General features: G+C 37.7%; 19 protein-coding genes and 1 pseudogene. 9 read left to right on the top strand and 11 right to left on the bottom strand.

Translation table 11 applies throughout. From position 1 onward, the window contains the following. Positions 1–177: 177 nt before the first annotated feature. The 4 genes from LD272_RS18460 (at position 178) to LD272_RS18445 (ending at position 4,822) form a co-directional block, all read left to right on the top strand. On the top strand, positions 178–1,659 hold the full coding sequence (locus LD272_RS18460; RefSeq protein WP_226038087.1) for a methyl-accepting chemotaxis protein: 1,482 nt from the start codon (positions 178–180) through the stop codon (positions 1,657–1,659). Positions 1,660–1,955: 296 nt separating this feature from the next. Continuing rightward, a complete protein-coding gene (locus LD272_RS18455) occupies positions 1,956–2,636 on the top strand; it encodes a response regulator transcription factor (RefSeq protein ID WP_226038086.1) in 681 nt (226 codons plus the stop codon). Continuing rightward, the gene (locus tag LD272_RS18450; RefSeq protein WP_226038085.1) at positions 2,633–3,982 is read left to right on the top strand and encodes a HAMP domain-containing sensor histidine kinase; all 1,350 of its coding nucleotides are present in this window, start codon (positions 2,633–2,635) and stop codon (positions 3,980–3,982) included. Before LD272_RS18455 ends, LD272_RS18450 begins: the two co-directional genes overlap by 4 nt. Positions 3,983–4,165: 183 nt before the next feature. Continuing rightward, positions 4,166–4,822, top strand: coding sequence for a PepSY domain-containing protein (locus LD272_RS18445; RefSeq protein WP_226038084.1), 657 nt, complete (start codon positions 4,166–4,168; stop codon positions 4,820–4,822). Between the two features lie 105 nt (positions 4,823–4,927). Here the strand turns inward: LD272_RS18445 and LD272_RS18440 are convergent, their stop codons facing one another. Further along, positions 4,928–5,482: a GNAT family N-acetyltransferase gene (locus tag LD272_RS18440; protein ID WP_226038083.1), complete on the bottom strand. Its 555-nt coding sequence runs from the start codon at positions 5,480–5,482 to the stop codon at positions 4,928–4,930. Between the two features lie 81 nt (positions 5,483–5,563). After that, entirely contained in the window at positions 5,564–5,839 is a 276-nt protein-coding gene (locus LD272_RS18435; RefSeq protein WP_226038082.1) for a hypothetical protein, read from the bottom strand. 275 nt (positions 5,840–6,114) lie between these two features. Here LD272_RS18435 and LD272_RS18430 point away from each other — a divergent pair, with 275 nt between their 5' ends. After that, entirely contained in the window at positions 6,115–6,414 is a 300-nt protein-coding gene (locus LD272_RS18430; RefSeq protein WP_226038081.1) for a YppG family protein, read from the top strand. Between the two features lie 691 nt (positions 6,415–7,105). Here the strand turns inward: LD272_RS18430 and LD272_RS18425 are convergent. From LD272_RS18425 to pulA, 9 genes and pseudogenes are all read right to left on the bottom strand, one after another. Next, positions 7,106–8,854 carry a two-component system sensor histidine kinase NtrB gene (locus tag LD272_RS18425; RefSeq protein WP_226038080.1) on the bottom strand — a complete coding sequence of 583 codons (1,749 nt, stop codon included), beginning with the start codon at positions 8,852–8,854 and terminating at the stop codon, positions 7,106–7,108. A gap of 195 nt (positions 8,855–9,049) precedes the next feature. Beyond that, positions 9,050–9,502, bottom strand: coding sequence for a hypothetical protein (locus LD272_RS18420; protein WP_226038079.1), 453 nt, complete (start codon positions 9,500–9,502; stop codon positions 9,050–9,052). A 4-nt stretch (positions 9,503–9,506) separates the two neighbouring features. Beyond that, entirely contained in the window at positions 9,507–10,325 is an 819-nt protein-coding gene (locus LD272_RS18415) for a DUF3100 domain-containing protein (RefSeq protein ID WP_226038078.1), read from the bottom strand. 19 nt (positions 10,326–10,344) lie between these two features. Further along, positions 10,345–11,238 (bottom strand): annotated as a pseudogene (locus tag LD272_RS18410) (NAD(P)-dependent oxidoreductase); the annotation flags it as partial. A 166-nt stretch (positions 11,239–11,404) separates the two neighbouring features. Beyond that, the gene (locus LD272_RS18405) at positions 11,405–12,856 is read right to left on the bottom strand and encodes an aldehyde dehydrogenase family protein (protein WP_226038076.1); all 1,452 of its coding nucleotides are present in this window, start codon (positions 12,854–12,856) and stop codon (positions 11,405–11,407) included. Next, positions 12,857–14,068 carry a M20 metallopeptidase family protein gene (locus LD272_RS18400; RefSeq protein ID WP_226038075.1) on the bottom strand — a complete coding sequence of 404 codons (1,212 nt, stop codon included), beginning with the start codon at positions 14,066–14,068 and terminating at the stop codon, positions 12,857–12,859. Between the two features lie 86 nt (positions 14,069–14,154). After that, positions 14,155–15,768: a helix-turn-helix domain-containing protein gene (locus tag LD272_RS18395; protein ID WP_226038074.1), complete on the bottom strand. Its 1,614-nt coding sequence runs from the start codon at positions 15,766–15,768 to the stop codon at positions 14,155–14,157. Positions 15,769–16,108: 340 nt separating this feature from the next. Then, complete coding sequence (locus LD272_RS18390; RefSeq protein WP_226038073.1) at positions 16,109–17,032, bottom strand: DUF6612 family protein; 924 nt, start codon at positions 17,030–17,032, stop codon at positions 16,109–16,111. A 108-nt stretch (positions 17,033–17,140) separates the two neighbouring features. Beyond that, entirely contained in the window at positions 17,141–19,249 is a 2,109-nt protein-coding gene (pulA, locus tag LD272_RS18385) for a type I pullulanase (RefSeq protein ID WP_226038072.1), read from the bottom strand. A 261-nt stretch (positions 19,250–19,510) separates the two neighbouring features. Between pulA and glgB the strand changes: the two genes are divergently transcribed. From glgB to glgA, 4 genes are all read left to right on the top strand, one after another. Continuing rightward, positions 19,511–21,403, top strand: a complete 1,893-nt coding sequence (gene glgB, locus LD272_RS18380) for a 1,4-alpha-glucan branching protein GlgB (protein WP_226038071.1) — start codon at positions 19,511–19,513, stop codon at positions 21,401–21,403. Positions 21,404–21,555: 152 nt separating this feature from the next. After that, the gene (locus tag LD272_RS18375; protein WP_226038070.1) at positions 21,556–22,695 is read left to right on the top strand and encodes a glucose-1-phosphate adenylyltransferase; all 1,140 of its coding nucleotides are present in this window, start codon (positions 21,556–21,558) and stop codon (positions 22,693–22,695) included. Between the two features lie 71 nt (positions 22,696–22,766). Further along, the gene (gene glgD / locus LD272_RS18370; RefSeq protein ID WP_255639806.1) at positions 22,767–23,864 is read left to right on the top strand and encodes a glucose-1-phosphate adenylyltransferase subunit GlgD; all 1,098 of its coding nucleotides are present in this window, start codon (positions 22,767–22,769) and stop codon (positions 23,862–23,864) included. A gap of 15 nt (positions 23,865–23,879) precedes the next feature. Next, positions 23,880–25,316, top strand: coding sequence for a glycogen synthase GlgA (gene glgA / locus LD272_RS18365; RefSeq protein ID WP_226038069.1), 1,437 nt, complete (start codon positions 23,880–23,882; stop codon positions 25,314–25,316). Positions 25,317–25,712: the final 396 nt, after the last annotated feature.

Genomic DNA, 25,712 nt, shown 5'->3' with positions numbered 1-25,712 from the left:
TTTTCCAAAAATAACTAAAACTATTACAAAACGCGGGAAAAATTAAAATTTCGGAAATTTATACTAAACTTAACTTGATATTCTACTCAAAACTGATTGTTAATTTTTGGATATAACCATATAATCAGAATATACGACAAAGTTTTACACTTTTTCAAAAAAGAGGGGGCATGTGATTTGAATTTAGCTGAAAGCATGAAATTGCACGATACTATTAAAAAAAATACGTTAATGTTGATGACGATTGCAATCTCATTAGCTGGAGGAATTATTTTAAATTTTATTCAACAGGAATATTTCACACTTATGTTTTATGGTTTAACTTTGATTTTTTTAGTACTACTTTATTTTATTTTCCAAAAAGTGCTTAAGAAACATAATATATTACCTTATTTATTGATTACTGTTGCATATGCCTTTAATTTTCTATTCGTAGTCGTCAATGGGAGCAGCATTAACATTATTTTGATTTCATTATTTCTGACAATTTATTCAGCCATTCAGCTGAATAGGAAAATATTCTTTTATGGGTATGGTTTAGGAATAGTTGTTATTTTAGCCAATCATTTTTTGGCAACGGCTGATAAGGAAGTAATCCAAAGTCTTCTTAGTTATACAATTTTAATTTATCTGTTGATTGGACTAATATTTAATGTAGTAATTCGACTTTCCTTAGAACAAACGAAAAAGTTAATCGATGTTCTCGAAAAGTCTGAAATAGAAGCCAAACGTAAAGAAGCACAAAAATTTCAATTACAACAAAATGTAAATGCAATTATAACTAGTATCTCTGAGGTAAATAATCATCTGCAGACAAACTTAACTGCGCAAAATGAAATGGCTTCAGCAATTAATGAAGTATCCGTCGGCAGCCAAACGCAATCCGAACAAATCTCTGAAATATCACAAAACACCAATGAAACAAAGTCTACTATTGATGAGGTACATAGCAAATCAATTGAACTCTACCTGGCTTCTGGCAACGCTAGTGAATTAACCAAGAATGGGAAAATGAAAATTAATGATCTAAATGAAAATAATACAACGTTAGAAAAAGTCATTAATGATTTAAATGATACTTTCACTATATTAACGGAAAAAATAGCGGAAACAAATAAATTCGCTGGAACAATTAAAGAAATAACGGCTCAAACGAACTTGCTAGCTCTAAACGCGTCGATTGAAGCAGCAAGAGCTGGTGACGCCGGAAAAGGATTTGCTGTCGTCGCGAATGAAATCAGAAAACTCGCTGACTTGACTGGTCAAACAACTGAAAAGATTACCAAGAACTTAGATGAATTAAATACTAGCAATAAACAAGCAATCACCCAAATGGACGAAAGTACACAAAATATTAAACTTGGAGTTATTTCAACAAATGATGTTACTGGATATTTCGAAAAAATATCTGCTACCATGCAGGAACTCAATGACGGGCTAAAGAATTTTACTCAACTAGCTGAAAAAGTACAAGGACAATCGAATGATGTAGAGAAATCAACCAACGACTTCGCAGCAATTATCGAACAAACATCAGCGAGCCTAGAAGAGATGAATGCGACCGTCGATAATTTAACAACTGGAAATCATCAACTTTCATTGTTAATGGACGAAACAGTTACAAAAGCTACTGCAATCAAAGACGATTTCAAAGAATAACTGATGCAACCTGTTTCTTTTTTCAAAAAGGAGCAGGCTGTTTTTTTATTAACCCAATCAAAACTGACTATTTATACTCTCACTACTTTTAATTTTATTAAATACCATTCAATTTACTGAATCTCAATAGAATATGCCTTTAAAAGCTTAGAATATAGGTTATTATATTGTTAGAGTGATTTAAATAATTAAGTTCACATTTTTATATATTAGTCTATTTCATAATATTGATTTTTTTGTAATTTAATCCAAAAGAAAGTCTCACTTTTACTATTAAAATAGGAGTTGATTTTTACATGCCCAACATTCTAATTGTTGAAGATGAACAAAAGCTGGCAAGAGTAATTCAATTGGAGTTGGACTATGAAGGCTATCAAACAGAAATAGCCAACAATGGAAAAGATGCTTTAACAAAAATTCTAAACCAGTCCTGGGATCTCATTTTATTAGACATTTTATTGCCTGGACTAAGTGGTTTAGAAGTTCTAAGACGAGTTCGTAACAAAGATACATCTACTCCGGTACTTCTATTAACTGCGCGTGATGAGGTACATGATAAGGTTTCTGGATTAGACTTAGGGGCAAACGATTATATAACAAAACCATTCCAAATTGAAGAATTATTAGCCCGGATACGTGTCCATCTACGTAGTCGTCCTACCGTCCAAACGGAACAATTAACGATTGGTGACCTTTCTGTAAACATCCAAACCAGGGAGGTTATTCGAAGTGAGCAGACAATCGAATTAACCCCACGTGAATTTGATTTGCTTGTTTACTTAATGAAAAATGAAAATCAGGTATTACAGCGTGAACAATTGATTGAACAAGTATGGGGATATGATTATTTTGGGGACACAAATGTTGTGGACGTCTACATTCGGTATTTACGACAGAAAGTTGATAAACCGTTTGAAAACCAATATATTCATACTATTCGAGGTGTAGGTTACTCCATCAAGGAAAATAAATCATGAAGCTCCGAACAAAAATCCAAGTATTTCTGAGCCTTATCATGATAATAGTCATTATCTTCATTAATACGGCTATTTATTTTTTATTCTATAAAGTATCACTAGATGCTGAAGTGGAACGTGTTCAATCACAAGCAAACACCTTAATGGAGGCATTAGCTGAAAACGAAAACATTGACGCCGATCCACACCAATTTTTAAGAGCGTACATTCCGTCAAATGGAATGATTCGAGTCATTAATGACCAAAATGAAGTAATTGAATCAATTTCCAAAGAAGTTGAGTATTATAACCTACCTTTTACCTTTGTAAAAAAACAATCACAACAAGTAATTCAAGGTGATTCTGGCACTCGATATGCAATTATTTCTGTACCCTTGATATGGAATGATGGGCAAGTGATGACACTGCAAGTTGCAGAACACCTTACCTCTTTAAAGGAAACAATGTCTACACTTTTCATTGTGCTTGTTTTTGCATCTCTAATTATGATTGTACCGGCACTTATCGCTGGTAGGTGGCTAGGAAACTTTGTGATAAAGCCAATCAGACAGCTGACACATTCGATGACAGATAACCCTAAGGATGGTGAATGGAAAAAGATAGATATTCATAACAGATCCAAAGATGAATTATACTTAATGGGTAATACGTATAATCAAATGATTGACCGATTAAACGAAAGCTTTAATCGTCAAGAACAATTTGTTTCTGATGCATCCCATGAATTAAAAACACCAATCACGATCATTAAAAGCTATGCTCAGTTACTAAAGCGTTGGGGCAATGAAAAACCTGAGATATTTGATGAAGCCGTTCAAGCGATTAACTCCGAATCAAACAGAATGCAACATATGACAGAACAAATGCTTTCACTCGCTAAAAATCAACAGCGTGAGAATTTACTTTTTGAATCAGTTAATCTCATCGCCCTAACACAAGATATCATACGCTCCTTATCAGTTGCTTACAACCGAAAAATCACCTTATTTACTGAGCTTCAAAATCTTGAACATAGTGCTGATAAAGAAAAAATTAGTCAGGCATTATATATATTGATCGATAACGCCTGCAAGTATAGTGATTCAGAAATAAATATCAGTATTGATCAGTTTGAACAAGAAATACAAATATCGGTCGAGGATTTTGGTGAAGGGTTAACTGAAACAGAACAAGAGCATATATTCGACCGTTTTTACCGAGCTGATAAAGCTAGAAACAGAGAATCAGGCGGGACTGGGCTTGGCTTATCGATTGCACTCTATATTGTTCGAGCTCATGGCGGAGATATAAAAGTGAAAAGCAACGAGGGAGAGTGGTCTGTTTTCACGATCCATCTTCCATATTAATAGTCTATTATTGATTTCTCATCAAATTCTAATTTAAATCACATCGTTCCTTCATAAAAATTGCTTATGCTATAGCTAATAAGAAAAACAGACATCGTCCTTTAGTTTAAAACGATAGTTTACGTTTTTCATACACTATCCGTAATCCAAATTAGGGTCGTGTGAAAATTAGGAGGAAAAAAAATGAAAAACAAAACGTTTATTTCAATTGTGGGTGCACTAGTAGTTATTGGTGGCGCTGCTGGTATTTATCAATTATCGGCTTCACCAGCTTCCGCTAATTTATCAGAAGAGGAAGCAATGACGAAAGCCCAAAGTCAATTTCCGGGTGAAGTAATTGAAATCGAATTAGAACGAAATGGTAAAAATTATGTATATGAAGTGGACATTGAAGGATCTGACCGCAATTATGAGTTGTCGATAGACGCAAACACAGGTGAGATATTAAAGTTAGAAGAAGACAGGAAAAACACAAAAAAAGAGACTGGTAGTACAACAAAAGATGATAACAGTGATGATCAAAATAAGAAGAAAGATGATGACACTGATAACAACAATGTAGCTACTAATGAAAATAAAGACACCAACGATGATGATGTCGACGATAACACTACAAAGAAAGATAACACAACTAAGAACACACCAATCTCAGCTGAAAAAGCAAAGGAAATCGCCCTAGCAAAATTCAAAGGTACGATTACTGAACTTGAATTAGATGAAGATGATGGTTATCTACTCTATGAACTTCAATTAGATACTGATAAAAATGAAGTGGAACTGGATATCGATGCCTACACAGGCGAGATAATCGCTATCTCCATCGATGATTTAGATAATTGAATAAAACGAGTAGGCATTGATTAAATAGATCAATGCCCTCTCTCTTTGTTTATAATTGTCAGAGTTTCATTACTGACAACACTACGAATAGGCATGTAAACTTTTCTATAAATGCCCATCACTTTTTAATTTCCCATAAATTACTACATCCTCAAATCTACCATTTACTAATTGATACTCTCGTAAATAACCTTCTCTCTTAAATTGATACCGCTCTAATAATTTTAGCACCGCTTTGTTTTTTCTAAGGGTATAGGCATGGATTTTATTAAGCCTTAAATGATCAAACCCGTATTGCACAATCTTAGGTATCAGTTCCGTTGCAAATCCCTTTCCCCAATATTTGCTCATGAAATTCCCACCTATTTCTGCATGCCTGGACTCTCGGTCCCAGTTTCTAAAACCACAAGTTCCAATTGGATTCCCTGTTTCTTTATTAATAATTGCCCACCTAATTGAATTATCATCCAGATGTGGATTTAGGATTTGTCTAATAAAATCTTCTGCTTCTTTGATGTTGCTAAATCCAGAACTATTATCAAATTTAAGTACTCCTGGGTCTGAATAAATAGAATAAATCTCTTTTTTATCATTCAAGTTTATATTTCTGATTAACAAACTATTCGTCTCAAATTGAATCACTACCGGTCTATTTAACATACGTACACATCCCAAGTAAATTTCAGCCAATTTTAAAAAAGGAGTGACACTTAAACGAAGGCCACTCCTTGATCACACCTTTTACCAATAATAAGGATATGGCCTAAATGCTAATGAAGCGATTGAACCTAAACCAATCCCTACTAACGCACCAGCACCAAAGGCAGGTCCAAAAAGAAATAGCCCAGGTCCTCCTGGCCCCGCCGGTGAAACTCCCCCGCCATATTGACGTACATATACTTTTTGATAATCAACTTTTTCTATAACACCTTCGTAGACAGTTCCACGAACATCTTTTATCACAACTTCTTTATTTATGCTTTTATGACACAACTCATAATAATGGTTTACAGACATCATTAACCTCCTTTTACACTCGTTTATTAAAGCGAAAAGCTCATCTAACGTCATCCGCTATTCTTAATTAGTCTATTTTCGAATTGGTGTAGTTGGTTGGACATTTATAACTACTTTGTCTTTTAAGAAAAAATAGGTGTTTTTTATTTCTTTTTTACCTGATTATAGTTATTTAACCGGTTCATTATCTCTGAAATGACATAATCTATAATCTATAACACTATATTCTAAATTCGGACTAGGTAAGGTATATTTAGTATAGTTAGGAGGTTATTATGTTTCCACCGAACATTAGACATCCAAGAGGCCATCATCCACAAGGGGTTAATCCATTTCAGTACCCTAATCAGCACATTCAACGTAGAGATTTTATCATGCCGCAACAACCACGTAGTGGCCCAAGAGGTCAAAAACCACTTGGCCAGAGGCGACCAACACAAGGAGTCGGGTCGCTAATAAGAGATGAAAATGGAAAAATAGATTTAGTCAAGATTGGTAATGGAGTACAGAATGTCATGGGCGTGGTAAATCAAGCTGGACCAGTTGTGAGTATGTTTAAGGGTTTCCTTAGATAAGTAATAGTTAACAGAGTACTTCTTTAACAATAGCTATTTTCTAAAAGATCGGGACTACGTTACTTTTCCCACCGTAAATAGTTATTATTTTAAAATACAAAATCTATAGACTCCGACGTAACTGCTGAGTTGATTTCCGCTCCGGGCAGTCGCTTTCCGCGGGCAACGCTTCAACTTCCTCGGAAGAAAACCACTTCCTGCGGGATTTTCAGCTGTTGCTTTTCCCGCAGGAGTCGACTGCCCTTCGCTCCAATCAATCAGTACAACGATATTTATAAACAATAGTAAGTACTGTACAAAGCGAAGTGTATTTCCGCAGCAAAGAATGGCTTTCTGTTCAAGTTGGAAGAATTCCACGAAATGTTGATTTGACGGCGGCGTAAGGTACTTATTAATCAGAACACCACTACTCAGCGTAGGCAGAATACGGAGAATCCTGTGGGAACAGCAAAAGGTTTTCGATGGGACGAGTAATCGCAGTCCCACGAGCCGAAGACCCCGGAAGAATCGTTCTTTGATTCTGAGGCTTTAGGCCGTGCCCACGGAAAGCGAAGTATTCTGACGAAGCGACCGTATTACACTCGTTTTATTTAGAGTGGAAGAAAGCAAAAGTTACGTCGCAGTTTCTATCAAAACCGAAGCTTAAAAGCAACGAAACTCAAAAAGCCTTAATAATTAACAAAGCGACCAATTAATTGGTCGCTTTGTTAATTATTAAGGGAAATGTAATTAAAAACGTAGTACCCTTATCCGAGCTTTCAAACAACTCAACTCTACCATGATGATTTTCTATAATTCTTTGGACGATTGATAATCCTAAACCAGTGCCTGTTTCCTTATTTGTTAAAAATGGATCAAATATAGAATCCTGTAATTTTTCAGGAATACCCGGACCTGTATCTTGAATAAACAGCTGGTAGGACTCTCGTTTGGTATTTGAGTAAACAGTAATTGTTCCCTCACCATCCATTGATTCACTACTGTTTCGTATTAAATTAAACAATGCTTGCTTGATTTGCTTTGTATCAAGTAATAGTGGTGTCTCATCTATATCTATGTTAAACCGGATGTCATATATCGTAGATGCTGGGCGATAATGTGGGATTATTTCATTAAAAATGTCCCTTATATAAGCCTCCTTTAACTGAGGCTGTCCCGGTTTAGCAAGCAATAACATTTCTTCTACAATTGTATTAATTTGGTCAAATTCTTTTAGCAATAATGGTATATAAAATTTATCTTGGTCAGATTTTGAAAGCGACTGCTTCATCAATGTTAAAAAACCCTTTATTACCGTTAATGGATTTCGAATTTCATGTGCTGCACCAGCAGATACCTCCCCTAGAACAGCTAATTTTTCTGATTGATGCATTCGCTTTTCTAACTCATCTCTTTCGGTTACATCCACAAAGTGATAGATTCTTCCAATTAATTTATCGAAACTAATCAATTCAGATTGTGAAACTAACAATATACTCGTCTTCTTCTCAGTTTTGTAGTCGACTGTAACGTTTTGCACTACTTGTTTTGTTTGTACTATATCCCAAAATGATTTGTTTTCATATCTATGGTTTTCGGTACTCGACATGACTTTTTTTACTTCTTCCTTACTCACACCCAGTAAATTTGTTGCAAAAGCGTTGAGTGATATATCTCCTGTTTTTTCATCAAAGGTAATAATTCCAACTGGTAAAGAGTTCATTATTTGTTCTATATACGCTCGATCACCTGATGCCTCTTCATACAATTCAAAGTACCTTCTAAAGACATATGAAAGTAATGTAACTAAAAAAGTAAATATAATTACACCAAAAATAGGACTTGATTCCAATAGTAGCGCTAATATAAATGCTAAAGCAAAAGTAACAACATAGGTCGGAAGTGCTTCTATTAGAATTTTTTTCAATAAAGAAATTAAGTTTTGGGACGAAGGTATGATAAAATATAAACCTATTAAAAGTATATTAATTAAGAAATATCCAACCAAGGCTAATAGATAAGAAAATATACTAGCGAATTCGATATAACCTATTTTCCCCCCTGTAAAAGCAAACAGGTAATACGCTCCACATATAATTAAGGTGAAGGAAGCAAAATTAAATACTTGAAACTGCCACCTAACTCTTTTTTGTTTCAAATCACCTAGAAGGCTTCCAACAAATAATAGAAAAAGTGTTAATTCTAATCCAAAAATAAATGTAGAAGCTATATAAATAGAAGAATCCATTGACAATGAATTTCCTTCTGGTGGTAAATAAACCAGGTAGCGATTGGAAAGAATAACAGCAGCAACAAGCAATAAAGTTAACAGCCAATCTGAGATCCCAGAAATTTCTGCAACTGCTTGAAAAGGATTATGTAATAAGAACGCAGTTACTCCCATTATCGATATAAATAATACATATAATCGTTTTCCTTTAGGTAATGAAAAACCATTCAAAAGCTATCACTCTTTTAGTAATTTATTTTAAAAATAAGTAAGTCTATTGTACTAGTGATTTTAAAGTAAAATAACAGTTAAAGCAATTCTGTGAATTAAAACTAGTTGATAAAACAAAAACAGAGCTACGAGGCATAATGCCTCAAAGCTCTGTTTACGTTAGATAATCAACAGTCCAATAAAATATCCGTTTTATTAAATAATCCCTTGAATTCTTAATGTTATTTCTGCAATTAATGCTGAACCAATAAATGTCCCCAGCATAACGAAGACAGCAACAACAATACTTCTCCAACCCAAGTTAACAAAATCAGTCCATGAGCGCCCAATCGCTATACCAGCATAGGCTAAAATCGGGGTGGCAAGTGCCAATAGATTCACACTATTCGTCCATTCTACTATTTGTTCAGAGCCTGGCATCCATGGCATTGAAACTAGTACACCAACAATAGCAACATAAGCAACACTAGGAATATTAACAGGTATTAGTTTTTGAATAATTAAACCTACAAGACAAATGAGCACAAGAACAATAATACCAGGTACTGCTTCAACAGGCATGACCTCATATCCTACCCAGTTACCAAGTAGGGAAACAAAGCCGAATATGACTAATAACAATGTCCACTCTTGAATGTTTTTTAGCATATACTTACGCCCCTATCCTTGTTTTATTTTGGTCTTTTTTATCTTTTCGCTTCGTTAATACATCATATAATTTTTCCGTAAGTGGAAGTCCAATAAAGATACTCATGTATAAACCGGTCGATAATGACAGTAAGTTACTAGCTCCTGCAAATGCTAAAATGTCAGTTTCCATAGCAGGGAAAGCTGCAACTAACGATCCACTAGCAGCTGCCATCATACTTCCACTACCAATTCCAGAAGCCATCGCGAACGATAATGGATGGAGCGGAGTTAAAGTAGCTAAAAAGCCAGATATTAATCCCATGAATACAGCACCGAATACAGTACCAAAGATATAAATAGCCATTACACCTCTACCTTCAGGTGAGTTGAAACCAAACTTATCCATGATTAACCCAACGTTTGGCTCACGTGCAACAGAGTGCGTCATACCAATACTTTCTCTTTTTAATCCTAGAAAAACGGCTATTGGTAATGCAATAAGGATTGTCCCTAAGTTGCCAAACTCTTGTAATAAAAGTGCCGGACCTGCTTCGATTATCTGAGGTAAAGATGGCCCAATAATAACACCGATTTTAGCAATCAGTAATGTTACACCTAAGATAATCAGCGGCTCTGCGTTTTTTGATTGTTTGTCCTTAATGATTGGGGTGAAATATAATGCAAGACCGATAATAATAGCATAAAGCATAGGAAGTAATAAAATCACACCAGGACCAACCGAAAATTGGTGCGTTCCAATTAATTCTGTAACCAAGACAATGGCAAGTACAACAGCATGGAGACGCCAATCTTTCCAAAGATTTTTTCGTTCTTCCGTCATATAAGTTCCTCCTAGAATATTATTTGGGTACGATTAAAGAATCTGCTAATTCTTCTAACACTTGACTCACAGCAGATGTATCCAACTCTCCTTTCCCATTATTTTTTGCGGTGGTAAAGAATTGCTCTATTGAAGCACTGAAAAAGGTTGGAATCTTTTCCTGTTTGGCAAGATCCATATATAAATCAATGTCCTTAGACATGTGCTGAAGCATGAACTTAACATTTTCGTGGTTCCCATCTAACAAATTCGCACCAAAGATTGACATTGCCTTCGTTTGAGCTGAGCCTTTTTGCATCATTTCTGCAATTTTTGTAGCAGGCACACCTGCCTTTACACCGGTTAAAAAAGCTTCACTGAGCAATGTAATAATTCCTGCTACGACAATGTTGTTGCATAATTTAACAATCTGGCCAGAGCCCGACTCACCGATATATTCAATTTCTTTGCCAATTACTTTTAAAAGCGGGGAAACAGTTATAAATTCATCTGGATCACCACCGACAACAATTGTAAGTTCTCCTTTATCTGCCCCTTCTGGTCCCCCACTTAATGGGCAATCGAAAAAGGCAATCCTTTTGTCTTTTGCTTGTTGAAAAATAGTTCGCGACGTTGCTACGTCTGTTGTACTAACATCTAAAATATAACTGCCTTCTTTCATAAACGTTAGAGCATCGCTAATTGTCTCTTTGACTAATTGCGGTGATGGCAATGAAGTAATCAAATAATCTACCTGCCTGAAGATATCTTCTTTCTGACTCGTTGGACTGGCTCCGATTTGTTCGACAGCATCCAGCGCCTGTTGATTAACATCAAAAGCAAGGACTTGATATCCACCTAACACAAGATTCTTAATAATCCCTCTCCCCATTGCTCCGCAACCAATTACACCGACCTTTTCATTTCCCATCGGTACTTCCCCCTTTAGTCCTAATTAGTAATCTCATACGCGGTTACTTAAATCAATCTCATCATAACTATTTACCGCCATCAGGATACAACATACAGTTGCATTAAATGTTTTCCAACTATATGTTGTTGGGATATGGCTTGATATGGTAATGATGAAATGGACTCACTTAGGGGCTGATATAAACAGTTTTGTAGTCGGTCCAAAAGTCGAGTGCTGTACTGCCTTGTTCACGTGGGCCGATACTTGACGTCTTTTTCCCACCAAACGGGTACTGATTTTCAAAGTAATTGGAGGGAATATTAACATGGGTAACACCAGACTCGATATTACGAACAAAATGAAATGCCTTTTCTAAATCCTTTGTGTAAATGGTTGAAGATAGCCCAAACTCGGTATTATTTGCGACTCGGATTGCTTCCCTGTATGAATCGACTTCCATGACAGCAATTACTGGTCCGAAAATTTCTTCTTTCGCAATTGTCATCTCTTCTGTTACATTACTAAATACGGTAGGCGCAACGAAATATCCTTTATTTAAACCATTATCAGTCAATCTTTTACCACCACATTCAAGCTTTGCGCCTTCTTTTATTGCACGATTAACGTAATGCAAATAGACATTTAGTTGAGATTCGTCAATCACTGGTCCATTGTCTACCCCATGATCAAAACCATTGCCAATCACAAGTTCGTTAGCTTTAGCTACTAGCTTGTCAATGACTTCTTTTGCAATTGTTCTTGGTACGATTAATCGACTCGTTCCAGTGCAGCGCTGACCATTATCCAAGAATCCACTAACAATTAAACTATCAACAGCACGATCAATATCAGCATCTTCTAATACGATCGATGCGTTTTTCCCTCCCATTTCAGCTTGGATTTTCCCACCACGAGCTGTTACTGCTTTTCCAAGTTTAATTCCAACATCTGAGGAACCTGTAAAAGAAACGGCCTTAAGGTCTGTGTTTTCACCAAATTCCTTGCCAACAACAGATCCTGAACCAGTAACAAGATTAAGCACTCCTTTTGGTACACCAGCTTTCTCGAACAACTCAATAATTTTAATACTAATAAGTGATGTATTACTAGCTGGTTTAAACACGACAGTATTACCGGCAACAAGCGCGGGCGCAATTTTCCAAATCCCTATCCCTAGTGGGAAATTGTAGGGAGCAATTACTCCAACAACACCAAGCGGTTCCCTAACAGTGTATCCGAAGATATTGGCATCAACGGATGGAATTGTTTCGCCATTCATTCTAGTCGCTTCTCCGCTAAATTGTTTCATTGCCTGAATCGTCTTATCGACCTCTCCTCGTGCTCCGGGAAGAGATTTACCTACTTCTTTTGTAATAATTTCCGCTAAGACTTCGCGTTCAGACTCCAGCTCTTGGATAAGCCGAAATAAAACATCGCCACGGGTTGGCGCAGATGTGTTTGACCAAGCTGGAAAAGCGTCACTTGCTGCTGTTATTGCCCTTTTAACATCTTCAGTATTTGAACTTTGAAAATAACCCAATATTTCATTACTGTCTCCTGGATTAAAACTTGGGTAGGTGTTTCCTGTCTCAGAATCTGTCCATTGGCCGTTTAGATAATTTTGGTAAGTAGCTACCACCTAAGTATTCCTCCCTTTATTTGTTTGTATTGAGAAATGGTCGAGTGCTCTTTCTAGTGTATTGACTACCACTGTAACTGCATCTAAAGTGACGTCATCATTGACTAAAAAGGCTGGATCGTGCCAATGCTTTGTAATTCCTTTTTCCGCATCCCCTGTACCCATCCAAAAGTAGCAACCAGGTACATGTTGCTGGTAAAGAGAGAAATCCTCTCCCCCAAGTGTAGGATTTGGTTTTACAACAGCATCTTTTCCAAGCACTTCCTCTACAGCTTCTTGTACAAACTGAGTCATTAATGTGTCATTATCAATAGCTGGGACTTGTGGAATAAACTCTACTTCAGCTTCTGCCCCATAACCCTTTGCAATCTCTTTTGAAATCCGTTCGATTAATTCAGGAAGTTTGGCACGAATCTTCGGGTTAAAGCTTCGAACGGTTCCGAATAATTCAGCTGATTGTGCAATAACATTATGAGTTGTACCAGAATGGAACGAACCGAGTGTGATGACAACTGGTTCAAAAGGGTCGATATTTCGACTAACTGCTGACTGAAGTCCCATGACAACTGCAGATCCTGCTACAACAGAATCAATCGTTTGATGAGGCATTGCGCCATGACCGCCATGGCCGTTAATCGTAATTCGGATTGTATCTACAGCTCCCATTAAATGATGATCAGTGAGCCCTACTTTACCCGCTGCAATTGCAGGTTGATTGTGTAAACCGAAAATAGCTTCAATTTTTTCATCTGTAAATAATCCGGCTTCAATCAACTGCCTAGCACCCTGCGTAGTTTCTTCCGCTGGTTGAAAAATAAATCGAACCGTACCCTTTAGTTGCTCTTTTTTTTCAGCCAAAACAAACGCTGCACCTAGAGCAATCGTCATGTGAAAATCATGTCCACATGCATGAGAAACGCCATCATTGGTTGACGCATAACTGAGTCCTGTTTGTTCTTGAATCGGTAGAGCATCAATATCAGTACGATAAGCGACTGTTGGGCCCGGTAATCCACCACGAATTTCAGCAACAAGTCCTGTCTCTATATCAAACGGTAAGATCGTGTAACCCGCTTCTGTTAGCCAGTTACTAAGTCGTTCAGTCGTTTTATATTCTTTTTGGCTAACCTCTGGAAACCGGTGCAATTCATGCCTTATTTCAGTTAACTTATCGATAAGACTTTTCTTTTGACGTACATTCTCGTTTCCCACACTACACTACTCCTTTATAGTAATCTTCCAATAATTATAATATTCAGAAAAATAAAAGGAAATGTGACTACCAACAACATATCTCACTATTTGTTGTTGGTAGTCACATAAAGATTATACGCGACGACTAGATTTAACCAATCCGTTTCTAAATCAAACGACATATTTAATTGGCCTTCCATTTTTTTAATGCGCTGGTAGAGCGTATTTGGGTGAATATGTAATTGCTCGGCTGTTTGTTTATGATTTTTATTTAATTGAATCAGCGTAGACAAGGTTTTCATATAAATCGGACCCATCGTAATTAAAGGACCCATTTTATCATCAATAAAGAAATTTAATGTCGTTGAATCTACTTTTTCAAGCAATCGTTCAATACCAAGTTTAGAATAGTCAACATATGATTCACCACTTTTCTTCCCATAACGAACAGCATCAAGTGCCTCATGATAGGAGTTCCCAAGCTCGTTGACAGCGACTTTTCTACCAATCCCAAAAAGAAGCCCCTTTTCATCCCATTGATTTTTAATTCGATCAACAATACTTTCTACAACAAATTGATTGGTTATTGGGATAATTAATATCGCTTGAAATGTTCTTGTCAGGACAAAGCTTGATCCGCTGACGACTTTAGAAATTGATTCTAACGAACGAATAAAGCGTTCTTTCTCAAGTAATGATTCCGGACTCCAAAGAGCCGTCTTTTCCCCTTCTATAATCATACAACTGACCTGTGAATTAATATTCCAATTCACATAGTTTTGGATTCTTTTCAGTTCACTTTCGGGAATTCCTTCTATCATTTGCTGAAATACTTCTTCTCGAAAATGAAGCTCTTTCTCATATAGCGCGTTTACTTTTACTAACTCGAGGGCAAGCGCTGTTGCCGCATGCTCTACTGCAATAATTTCAAGATTAGATAAATCACTTATTTCCTTTCCAATTCCAATATACCCAAGCGTCTCCCGTCCTCGAATAATTGGATATGATTGCGTAGCTTGTTCATTACGTTCACCGTGAAATTCAGCTGTCACATGAAGACTTCGTGTTAGTAAAGTTAAAATCGTATCAATTCCACCACCATCTAAAATGGCTTTAGTGAATTTGTTATGTATATCAATCGAATGTTTAAGCTGTTCGTTTTTTTCCTTTAGGTCTTGAAACAAATTAGAATGAACAATTGCAATCGCACTCTGATTAGCAATAATTTCAATAACTCGAATATCATCATCAGTAAATTTTCCATCATTTTCGAAATTGTCAACTACAAGCACACCGAGACATTCATCCTGATGTAATAACGGTACTGAAAATGCACTCTTTACCTGTCTTTTAAAAACTCCTTTAAAATAGTGGGAATAATTTCTAGATGACATATTTGACATATTTTCTCGTATTATATCTTCTTCAGCAAATAGATATGATTTCCGATTAGCATACGTTTTCCCCGTTAATGACTCGCCAGGTAAAAATCTGATATCCTTCATTGCTTCCATATCGACTCCTACACCTTCTGCGACACGAAGAACTTTTTCTTCCTGATCAAATAAATAGAGAATAACTGTGTCAGAAACCTCAAGCAGATTTCTAGCCTCTTCCACTAATGTTCGTAAAATAACTTGAACATCTAATGACTTAGTTAGTAAATGATTAATCTCGAACAATTTATCCGCCTTATCTCTTTTTCGAATGACACTCACATCCTTACCCGCTTAAAAAAGATTTTTCTTTCTATAGTATATAGGAAAGGAGCAAAAGATTAAAAGTTAGTTAATATCGAGTCTCAAAAAATCAGAACAAAAGCGCAGGCGCCTAGCTCACCACCGACAAGCTTAAGACAAGCCTCGGCGTGGTGTTCTTTGCCACAGAGAGGATTGACTTAAGACCTCGAGGTGGTAGGTGCCGGAGCTGGACGTGGCTAAGCTTAGGAATTAATTATCCACAGCAGTCCATTTTTAATTTCCTAGATCAGAACAAAAGAAAGTACCGAATCTAAAAAGACTCGATACTTTCCTGCGACAATAATTCCAAGTGTAAAAACTAATTTCCAATAGCCATAGCTTGATCGACAACCTCATCCGGAACAGTAATATCATCGTATTCATTGTAATTGCTCATCGAATAGGATGCTTTATGATGGGTTTTTACTTCTCCCATTTCACCTGTAGTTGACGATTCATATTCGGTGTTATAGCCCGTCATATAATAGCTGTCTTTATCAATCATTATTTCATATGTGCCGCTAACCTCCATATTCTGGTAATGTTCCTTTAGCGTGTCACCTATCACTTCGGCCGATGCTCCCATCACAACTGACTTATATTGTTCCCCGTCACCAGCAAAAGAAAGCAGGTAATGATCCCCGTTATCGGCTACTTCAAAATACTCACTTTGAGCGACGTATTCTTCCACTCGTTCCGTATCATACATTTGGAACATTTCAGACATTTGTCCATTATCAGCGGTCGTTGGCATCGTAATCCATTGCCCTTCAGACATAACATACATCGCATCCTCTACCCGATACATCTCGATATCGCCGCCTGCATCAGTATTAGACTCCGTGCTTGATTTTGCGTGCATTTTTGTTGAGTCATCTAGAATCATAGTCATCGATAAACTTGTTTCTGCACGTTCGTTTTGTCCATTAGTCGTAGTATTGTCGATGTATTGGCCTTCTGCTAGGAAGCTCGTAACCCCAGCCATTGCTTCAGCGGATTCTCGTAAAATTTGCTCGGCGCCAGTCGCAACCAGATCACTAGAACGATCCGCCTCTTCTTCAGCATTCTCTTCTTGTTCGTCACCTTTTGTTTTATCCCCATCTGTATCTGCTTGAACTTCATTCGACTGACTTTCTTCTGTAGTCGTTTCATTTTCAACGTTATCATCGCCTGAACTGTCATCACTACAAGCAGCCAACATCATGATAAATACCATTACACTAAAAGCTAATACCTTTTTCATATTGACTCCACCCTTTTAGTTCGTTATTGATAGTATTTAATACGATACCACACAACAAAAAAGGTGTAATGTATCCCTGGGTATAAAGTTTTCAGGATAGACACCACCCTACACCCGATTCTTTTTCCAGACAGCTAATTCATATCCACCTATTTCTGTCTTCGTCTGAAGTAAGCAACTAATTGGGGAAATTGATCCGGATAAATTACTAACCTGTTTTTCCCATCTACCTTGTGCTGGCATCCCAATTTCCATTACTTGATTTGTTGGATTAATGAAAATAGCAAAGTCTTCACTTTCACCAATGAGCATGTAACCAAATACTGGGTCCGGAGTGGATATAATGTGCAGCCTGTGTTGAATTTCTTTAGCTGAACTAAGACCAAATAAACGATACTTTTTACGCAGCGAAATCAGATTTTTGATCCACTGAACATTCTCATCTTCTATCCCACGCTTTTGCCAGTCAATTTGGTTGATTTCATCACCAGAGATATAGCTGTTTTCATCACCTTGTTTTGTCCTAAAAAATTCCTGACCTGCATGTAAAAACGGAATCCCTTGGCTAAGGATTGTTAATCCGGTCGCTAGCTGGTGCATACGCTTACGATTTTGTTCAGTCGTATCAGGACTGGATATCATTAAACGATCTGATAACGTATGATTATCGTGACACTCCACATAATTGACTGATTGAAGTGGATTCGAAAATAACTTATCACCAAATCTGTCAAGGCATGAACCTGAAACAAGTTGTGGTAACCGTTCGATGTAATGGCCGTTGCCATTGGCATAGCCAACATCCATTGTTTCAAATAAATTCCCCTTTAGTGAATCGCGGAATGTATCATTAAAAAAACTAACTTCAAGTAGTTGATTAGACTTCGAACTAGTCGTTTTTTGTTCAGGTTGTAGTTCCGTATCAAGCTCCCATCCTTCACCCAGCAGTACTATTGGTCGATTTTCCTGTAAGCAACGGATCCGGATGGCTTTCATTGTGTCAAGATCAATCGCACCCATCAAATCAAATCGAAATCCATCTACTTTGTATTCCGTTATCCAGTAATCAATACAATCTAGAATAAGCTTACGCGCCATCTTTCGTTCAGTCGCAATATCATTACCTGTACCGCTACCATTACTAAGACTACCATCTTCCTTGTAGCGAAAATAATAACCTGGGACTAACCTTTCTAGAGCTGAATCTTGATGATAAAAGACATGATTATAGACGACATCTAAAATGATAGATAGACCCTCTTGATGAAAGGCTTGTATCATTTGCTTGCATTCATTCACTCGTAAGTATGGGTTATCAGCACTTGTTGCGTAGCTTCCTTCTGGCACAAAATAAAACAACGGATCATAGCCCCAGTTATAGCTTTTGTCAGGGTTCCGTTCATCAACACGAGCAAAGTCCCCGACAGGAAGTAATTGGACATGGGTACAACCGAGCTGCTTGATATAGGACAAACCCGTTGAAAATCCTTGAGAATTCTTCGTGTTTGTTTCAGTCAGTCCGAGAAACTTACCTTTATTTGTCGCACCACTTTCATTGGAACTAGTTGCATCACGAATATGAAGTTCATAAATGATTGCATCTTGTTTTGATATTTTTGGGTAATCAGTCACATCAAACCCACTCGGGTCTGTTGATTCAAGATTTAACACAACACTGCGCGAACTATTGGCTGTCATGCTTTTGCCATAAGGATCGTTAACTAATTGCTCTTTTCCATTAATCACCGCCGCGAAATGATAAGGAGAATGGTTCCAGTTGCCTGCCACAATCGTATGCCAGACACCATTAGCTTTCCTCCCCATCTTAATCCGGTAATCTTCAAGAACTAAATCAATGGTAGTAGCTGTTGGAGCCCAGACAGAAAAGGAAGTTTTTTCTGGAGAATAAATGTATCCAAGTTGCTCATCACTAGCATCATAACTTTGGTCAAACCAAGCAGTCCGCACAATACCTCTCGGATAAATCGGTAGTTCGTTGTCTTTCCATCCAAGGTACATCTTTTGACCAAGTGGCAAGCTAGTTTCTAAATTTATCGTAGCTGTTTTTGAAGTTAAATGTTCAATTTTATTGATTGGATACTCTTGACCCTCAACAACAATTCTAGTATTTGTTTTAATCAAGCCCTCAATCTCAAGCCCACTTAACTCGACAGTTATGCTTTTTTCTCCATCGATCCAAGCAATGGAATTTTCCATTGTTAGCTCCTCATTTCTTTGATCTTAAATTTTCTAAATTTTCTTTCTTTACAAATATACCCAATATTATACACTTTCAGTCCTAAACATGATATACTCGTAGAGTAATAGTATAAAGAAATCATCGGGCAGCCGGGGCATCTTACACTTCACATTATCAGAAAATGATACCTGTGAACGTAGTGCTCTTTTATTTTTCGACAAAAATAGTCAGAAAATTCTGTAATTTGTTGTCGAAACGTAACCTGAAAGGAGTTTTTTATGTCGAATCAAATCGCAGACCAAGATGTTTTTCTCTTCCACCAAGGAACGCATTATCACAGCTACCACTTGCTTGGCTGCCATCCAAGTGAAAACGGACTACGATTTGCAGTCTGGGCACCACATGCATCTCAAGTAGAACTTGCTGGTGATTTTAACAATTGGACAGGTACGGATTACCCACTCGAACGAATTAACCAGGCTGGACTTTGGATTGGTTCTTTTTCCGGAATTGAGTCAAACAGCCCGTATAAGTACCGGATCACACCCGCCACAGGCGAATCGTTTTTAAAAGCCGATCCTTATGCTTATCAGGCTGAACTTCGCCCACTTACTGCATCAGTAACACCTTCATCTACTAAGTATATGTGGGATGATCAGTTGTGGGAAGCTAAAAAGAAAAAGTATCATCCCTATCAGGAGCCAATTCTTATTTATGAAATGCACTTTGGCTCTTGGAAAACAAAGGAAGATGACACGTATTACACGTACCGGGAATTAGCCCACAAAGTAATCCCCTATGTCAAAGAGCTTGGCTACACCCATATTGAGCTAATGCCTCTTTCCGAGCATCCTTTTGACCTGTCTTGGGGCTATCAAATCACTGGATATTTTGCACCAACAAGTCGTTACGGGACACCTAATGACTTCAGGTATTTTGTTGATCAATGCCACCAAAATGGAATAGGCATCATTATGGACTGGGTACCAGGACACTTTTGTAAGGATTCCCAAGGTTTACGTTTATTTGACGGCGAACCCTTGTTTGAATACAGTGATCCCGACAAAGCAGAAAAGCGCTCATGGGGCACATTAACATTTGACTTCGGTCGTCCTGAGGTACAAAGTTTCCTGATTTCAAATGCAGTCTTTTGGTTAGAAGAATTTCATATTGATGGACTTCGGATTGATGCCGTTGCCAGCATGACCTCTTTAAATTTTGACCGAGCAGATGACGAGGTGAAACTCAAAAACGGCTTCGGTGGAGATGAAAATCTAGAAGCAATCGCGTTCATTAAAAAGTTGAATGAAGTAGTCTTTAAGTACTTTCCAACCGCTTTAATGATGGCAGAGGACAGCTCAGACCTTCCAGGCATTAGCAAACCTACCTACTTAGGTGGACTTGGCTTTAACTTTAAATGGGACATGGGCTGGATGAACGATATGCTTACCTACATGGAATATGATCCAGTTTACAGAAAGTGGCACCACAACCTACTTACCTTCTCATTTATGTACACATACAGCGAAAATTTCGTACTACCCCTTTCACATGATGAGGTCGTTCATGGAAAGAAATCACTGTTAAATAAAATGCCTGGCGATAGGTGGCAACAATTCGCCAACCTCAGACTTCTTTATGGCTATATGATGGCACATCCAGGTAAAAAATTATTATTTATGGGTGGAGAATTCGGTCAATACATCGAGTGGAGAGATCAACATCAATTGGATTGGCTATTATTTGAGTATCCGTTGCATAGCAAGATGTTTGATTATGTTAAAGAGTTAAACCATTTTTACCTAAATCAGCCTTCTTTATATAGTCTAGATCATGATTCCAAAGGATTTGAATGGATTGACGCAGACAACATGGAGCAAAGTGTCATTGCTTTTAAACGAAAAAGCGGTGTTTTGACAGAAGATTTGCTTATCATCTGTAATTTTACACCTAATGTTTACTACGACTATAAAGTTGGCGTTTCCGAGTCAGGCAGCTATCAGGAAGTGTTCAATTCTGATTCAGAAATCTATGGTGGTTCAGACCAGCTTAATACCGAACTTCATTTTAGTATCCCAGACGAATGGCATGGACAAAAACAGCATATTAAATTAAAGGTTCCTCCACTCGCCATTTGTGTATTTAAACAAGTACCTGAACTTACAACTTAAGGGGGGAAAGAATTGTCCCAAATGATCCTAAGACCATTATCTAGAATTATCTCAGGGTGTCCAAGATTTTTTTGACATATACAGCAAGAAAATTTTTAAGAATGATGGCTCTTAATAGAGGGCCTAAATATAATATACGAGGGGGCAAAGCTATGAAAAAAGAATGCGTTACGATGCTTTTAGCCGGGGGTGTTGGTACTAGGCTAGGATTGTTGACTAAGAATTTAGCTAAACCTGCCGTACCGTTCGGTGGTAGATACCGGATTATTGATTTTGCGTTAAGCAATTGCCTGAACTCCCGGATGCACACAGTCGGTGTTTTGACACAGTATTCGCCACTAGAACTTCACAAGCATATTGGTGTAGGAAAACCATGGGACTTAGACCGAATGGAGGATGGGCTCACTATTTTATCCCCGTTCACCGAAAAAGATGGGGGTAGTTGGTATCTTGGGACTGCAGACGCCATCATTAAAAATAAAAACTATGTTGAACGATATGATCCAGAATATTTAATTGTCATATCTGGCGATCACATATACCACATGGATTACGATGCATTATTAAATCACCATAAAGAAAAAGAAGCAGATGTTACGATTTCTGTTGTTGAAGTTCCATGGAAAGAAACATCTCGTTTTGGAATTCTAAATACTACTGACAATCTAAGAATCTATGAGTTTGAAGAAAAACCAACAAATGCTAAGAGTAATCTAGCGTCAATGGGTATTTATATTTTTAATTGGAAGGTATTGAAGGGCTACCTTGAGGAGGATGCAAAACTCCAAGAATCTAAACATGATTTCGGGCAAAACATCCTACCTGCGATGATCGCAGATAATCTCCAGCTTTATGCTTATCGCTTTGATGGCTATTGGAAAGATGTTGGAACAATCGAAAGTTACTGGGAAGCCCACATGGATCTATTGAAAGAAGATCTATCACTGTCGCTTAACAATAATGAATGGAGAACCTATTCTCATGATTCGAATTTTGCTCCACAACTAATTGAAGAAACCGCAGTTCTGCACCATTCATTAGTCAATAATGGTTGCATTGTTTCAGGGAAGCTTGATCATTCTATTTTATTTGAAAATGTTTATGTCGACGAAGGTTCTGTTATCAACCAATCGATTCTTCATCCAGGTGTTCGTGTAGGAGCCAATGTCTTTTTAGAAAGGGTAATCGTACAGGAAAATGTAACAATTCCAGATGGTTCAAAAATTGCAGCAAGTAAAAACGAAGAACCGATTGTGTTATCTAACAGTAACCTGAAAGCAGTTACCATCTAGCATCAATATCGGTAAAGCATTTAAAATACAAAGTGGTTCGATTACTTAAGGGGGTTTTTAGAATAGACACAATGATGGGTTTAATAAATTTAGAACATGAACATGATTTCTTAAATGAATTAACCTATTTCAGGTGCGGTGCAGCGGTACCGTTTGCTGGACGTTTTAGAATGATTGATTTCACCTTGTCAAACATGGCAAAATCCAACATCAGTGAAGTCGCTATTTTCACTAGAAATAAGTATCGTTCTTTGATGGATCACCTCGGTTCTGGAGCAGACTGGGATTTGGACAGGCGACACGGTGGTTTGTTTATCCTACCACCAGATTGGAACGACCCCACTGATATCTCTAAAGGTGACCTCAGTCATTTTCACAACAACCGTGATTATTTTGAAAGAGGTAAGTCCGATTATGTCTTGATTAGTGGCAGCCAGTTTATTTCTAATACGGTTTACCAGCAGCTTTTTGAGCACCATCTTGAAACAGGAGCTGATGTAACATTACTCACGACAACATATCAAGATTTACTTCCAGAACATAATGGCTGTATTAAGGTAAAAGTAGCTGAAGAAGGCTCTGTCGCCTCTCTGACAAACGACCCTAAAAATCCACACGTCTTTTCAGGTGTATATGTGATTCGAAAATCATTGTTACTTGAATTAGTAGATGAATGTATAGCAGATTACAAAAACCATTTCTTTATGGACGGTATTAAGGCTAATCTCAACCGACTAACGATTCAGTCTTACCATTATGACGGCTATAGTTCAATCATCAACTCAGTTGATAGCTATTACCGACAAACGATGGCACTCCTTGAAACAAAATCATACAAACAGCTATTTTCAGATGGTGAACATGTGTTAACCAAGGTCGGAAATCAAGCACCAACAAAATATAGTGGTGAGTCGAAGGTAACTAAATCATTAGTAGCTACAGGTTGCGTCATTGACGGTGAAGTCGATCATAGTGTCTTGTTCCGTGGCGTGAAAGTAAGTGAAGGAGCTGTTGTCAAAAATTCAGTTATCATGCAACGGTGTACGATTGAACCCGGAGCTCGGTTAGAAAATGTCATCATGGATAAGGATGTAACGATAACCAAGGATCAAGTGTTAAAAGGTGCAAAAGAACAACCATTTGTCATTGCCAAAAGAAGAAAAATATAAGGAGCGAATGTTGTTATGGGGAAAAAAATTCTATTTGTCGCATCAGAGTGTAGCCCTTTTGTCAAAACTGGAGGCCTTGCAGACGTAGTCGGTTCCCTGCCGCAAGAACTAAATAAAAATGAAAAGACTGATGTGAGAGTCATTCTTCCTCTTTATCAAGAGATTATTGCTAACTGGCATAGTCAGATGGAACTTGTAACATCCATTCAAGTACAAGTAGGTTGGAGAAATCAGGAAGCAACTATTTACCAATTAGTTCATCAGGGTATTCATTACTATTTCGTTGGTAGCGATTATTACTTCGAACGAAAAGGAATTTATGGTTACTATGATGACGGCGAGCGTTTTGTCTTTTTCTGTCGAGCAGTAATCGAGGCGTTACCTGTATTAGATTTCCAACCAGATGTCCTTCATGCGCACGACTGGCAAGCTGGCTTAGCTGTAGCATTTGCGAAGATATCAGATCCCGTCAAAGACATGAAAACAGTTTTTACCATTCACAATATCAAGTACCAGGGAATTATTCCAAAAGATGCATACCAGGAACTGTTCAATATACCAGAAGAACATATCGGTGGCTTGGAATGGAATGGTCTCCTCAATTGCATGAAAAGTGGCATCTTCCATGCAGATAAAATTACCACAGTTAGTCCAAGCTATGCCGAAGAAATTCAGACACCTTACTATGGTGAAGGTCTACATCCCATTTTTGCTGAACGGCGAAATGATTTAATAGGTATCATTAATGGTGTTGATTTAGATGAATACAATCCAATGACAGATCCACACATAACATCAAACTATAAATATTCACGAATTAAAAAGAAGGAGAACAAAGAAAACCTCCAAGAAAAACTAGGCTTACCAATAGATTCCGAAAAACCAATGTATGTAATGATTACTCGACTGGTAGAACAAAAAGGACTTCATTTAGTCCAAACAATCCTCGACGAGTTTTTGCAAGAGGATGTTCAATTTGTTTTGTTAGGAACAGGAGATGATGAATTTGAAAACTTCTATTTCCATGCTCAACAACGAAACAACCAAAAGTTAGTTTCTTATTTGGGTTTCGATGAGGCACTTGCCAGGCAAATCTATGCAGCTAGTGATTTCTTTGTGATGCCGTCCCTATTTGAACCATGTGGCCTGTCACAACTAATTGCCCTCCAATATAAATCAGTACCAATCGTTAGGGAAACAGGTGGGCTAAAGGATACGGTCATCCCTTTTGATGAAACAGAAGAAACTGGTAATGGCTTTAGCTTCTCCAATTACAATGCACATGAGTTATTACACATATTAAAGTATTCGCTCGCGATTTATCACGATCCAACTAGGTGGTCTGCTCTACTGAAAAATGTTAACAAGAGCAATTTTAGTTGGAAGGATTCAGCAAGCGAGTATGCCAATCTATATCAGTCGCTAGATGGATCATTTAATAAAGCATACTAATATACTCTTGGGGGCACACAACATAATAAAGCAACTATTTTTCAGGCGCTTTTCGGGGGTGTTGTTGCATCTTAAATTCGGCCTGAATTTTCGAAGTTGGACACCGAGTGAGAATAAAACCAGGGGGCGTGCGCATTCCGGGACGCTGAGTGAGAATGAATCCGGGGTGAGTGCGTATTCCGGGACGCTGAGTGAGAATGAATCCGGGGCGAGCGCGCATTCCGGGACGCTGAGTGAGAATAAAACCAGGGGGAGTGCGTATTCCGGGACGACGAGTGAGAATAAAACCAGGGGAAGTGCGCATTCCGGGACGACGAGTGAGAATAAAACCGGGGTAAGCGCGCATTCTGGGGGACGCTGAGTGAGAATGAATCCGGGGGGAGTGCGCATTCCGGG

Source organism: Aquibacillus saliphilus (assembly GCF_020404745.1).
Classification (GTDB): Bacteria; Bacillota; Bacilli; order Bacillales; family Amphibacillaceae; genus Aquibacillus; species Aquibacillus saliphilus.
This window is presented reverse-complemented; position numbering and strand designations above follow the sequence as displayed.

Bases quoted from the DNA above. Each gene is read 5' to 3' on its own strand.
- LD272_RS18455 (WP_226038086.1), top strand. From the start codon at position 1,956: ATGCCCAACATTCTAATTGTTGAAGATGAACAAAAGCTGGCAAGAGTA.
- LD272_RS18450 (WP_226038085.1), top strand. From the start codon at position 2,633: ATGAAGCTCCGAACAAAAATCCAAGTATTTCTGAGCCTTATCATGATA.
- LD272_RS18445 (WP_226038084.1), top strand. From the start codon at position 4,166: ATGAAAAACAAAACGTTTATTTCAATTGTGGGTGCACTAGTAGTTATT.
- LD272_RS18440 (WP_226038083.1), bottom strand. From the start codon at position 5,482: ATGTTAAATAGACCGGTAGTGATTCAATTTGAGACGAATAGTTTGTTA.
- LD272_RS18435 (WP_226038082.1), bottom strand. From the start codon at position 5,839: ATGTCTGTAAACCATTATTATGAGTTGTGTCATAAAAGCATAAATAAA.
- LD272_RS18430 (WP_226038081.1), top strand. From the start codon at position 6,115: ATGTTTCCACCGAACATTAGACATCCAAGAGGCCATCATCCACAAGGG.
- LD272_RS18420 (WP_226038079.1), bottom strand. From the start codon at position 9,502: ATGCTAAAAAACATTCAAGAGTGGACATTGTTATTAGTCATATTCGGC.
- LD272_RS18415 (WP_226038078.1), bottom strand. From the start codon at position 10,325: ATGACGGAAGAACGAAAAAATCTTTGGAAAGATTGGCGTCTCCATGCT.
- LD272_RS18390 (WP_226038073.1), bottom strand. From the start codon at position 17,032: ATGAAAAAGGTATTAGCTTTTAGTGTAATGGTATTTATCATGATGTTG.
- pulA (WP_226038072.1), bottom strand. From the start codon at position 19,249: ATGGAAAATTCCATTGCTTGGATCGATGGAGAAAAAAGCATAACTGTC.
- glgB (WP_226038071.1), top strand. From the start codon at position 19,511: ATGTCGAATCAAATCGCAGACCAAGATGTTTTTCTCTTCCACCAAGGA.
- LD272_RS18375 (WP_226038070.1), top strand. From the start codon at position 21,556: ATGAAAAAAGAATGCGTTACGATGCTTTTAGCCGGGGGTGTTGGTACT.
- glgD (WP_255639806.1), top strand. From the start codon at position 22,767: ATGATGGGTTTAATAAATTTAGAACATGAACATGATTTCTTAAATGAA.
- glgA (WP_226038069.1), top strand. From the start codon at position 23,880: ATGGGGAAAAAAATTCTATTTGTCGCATCAGAGTGTAGCCCTTTTGTC.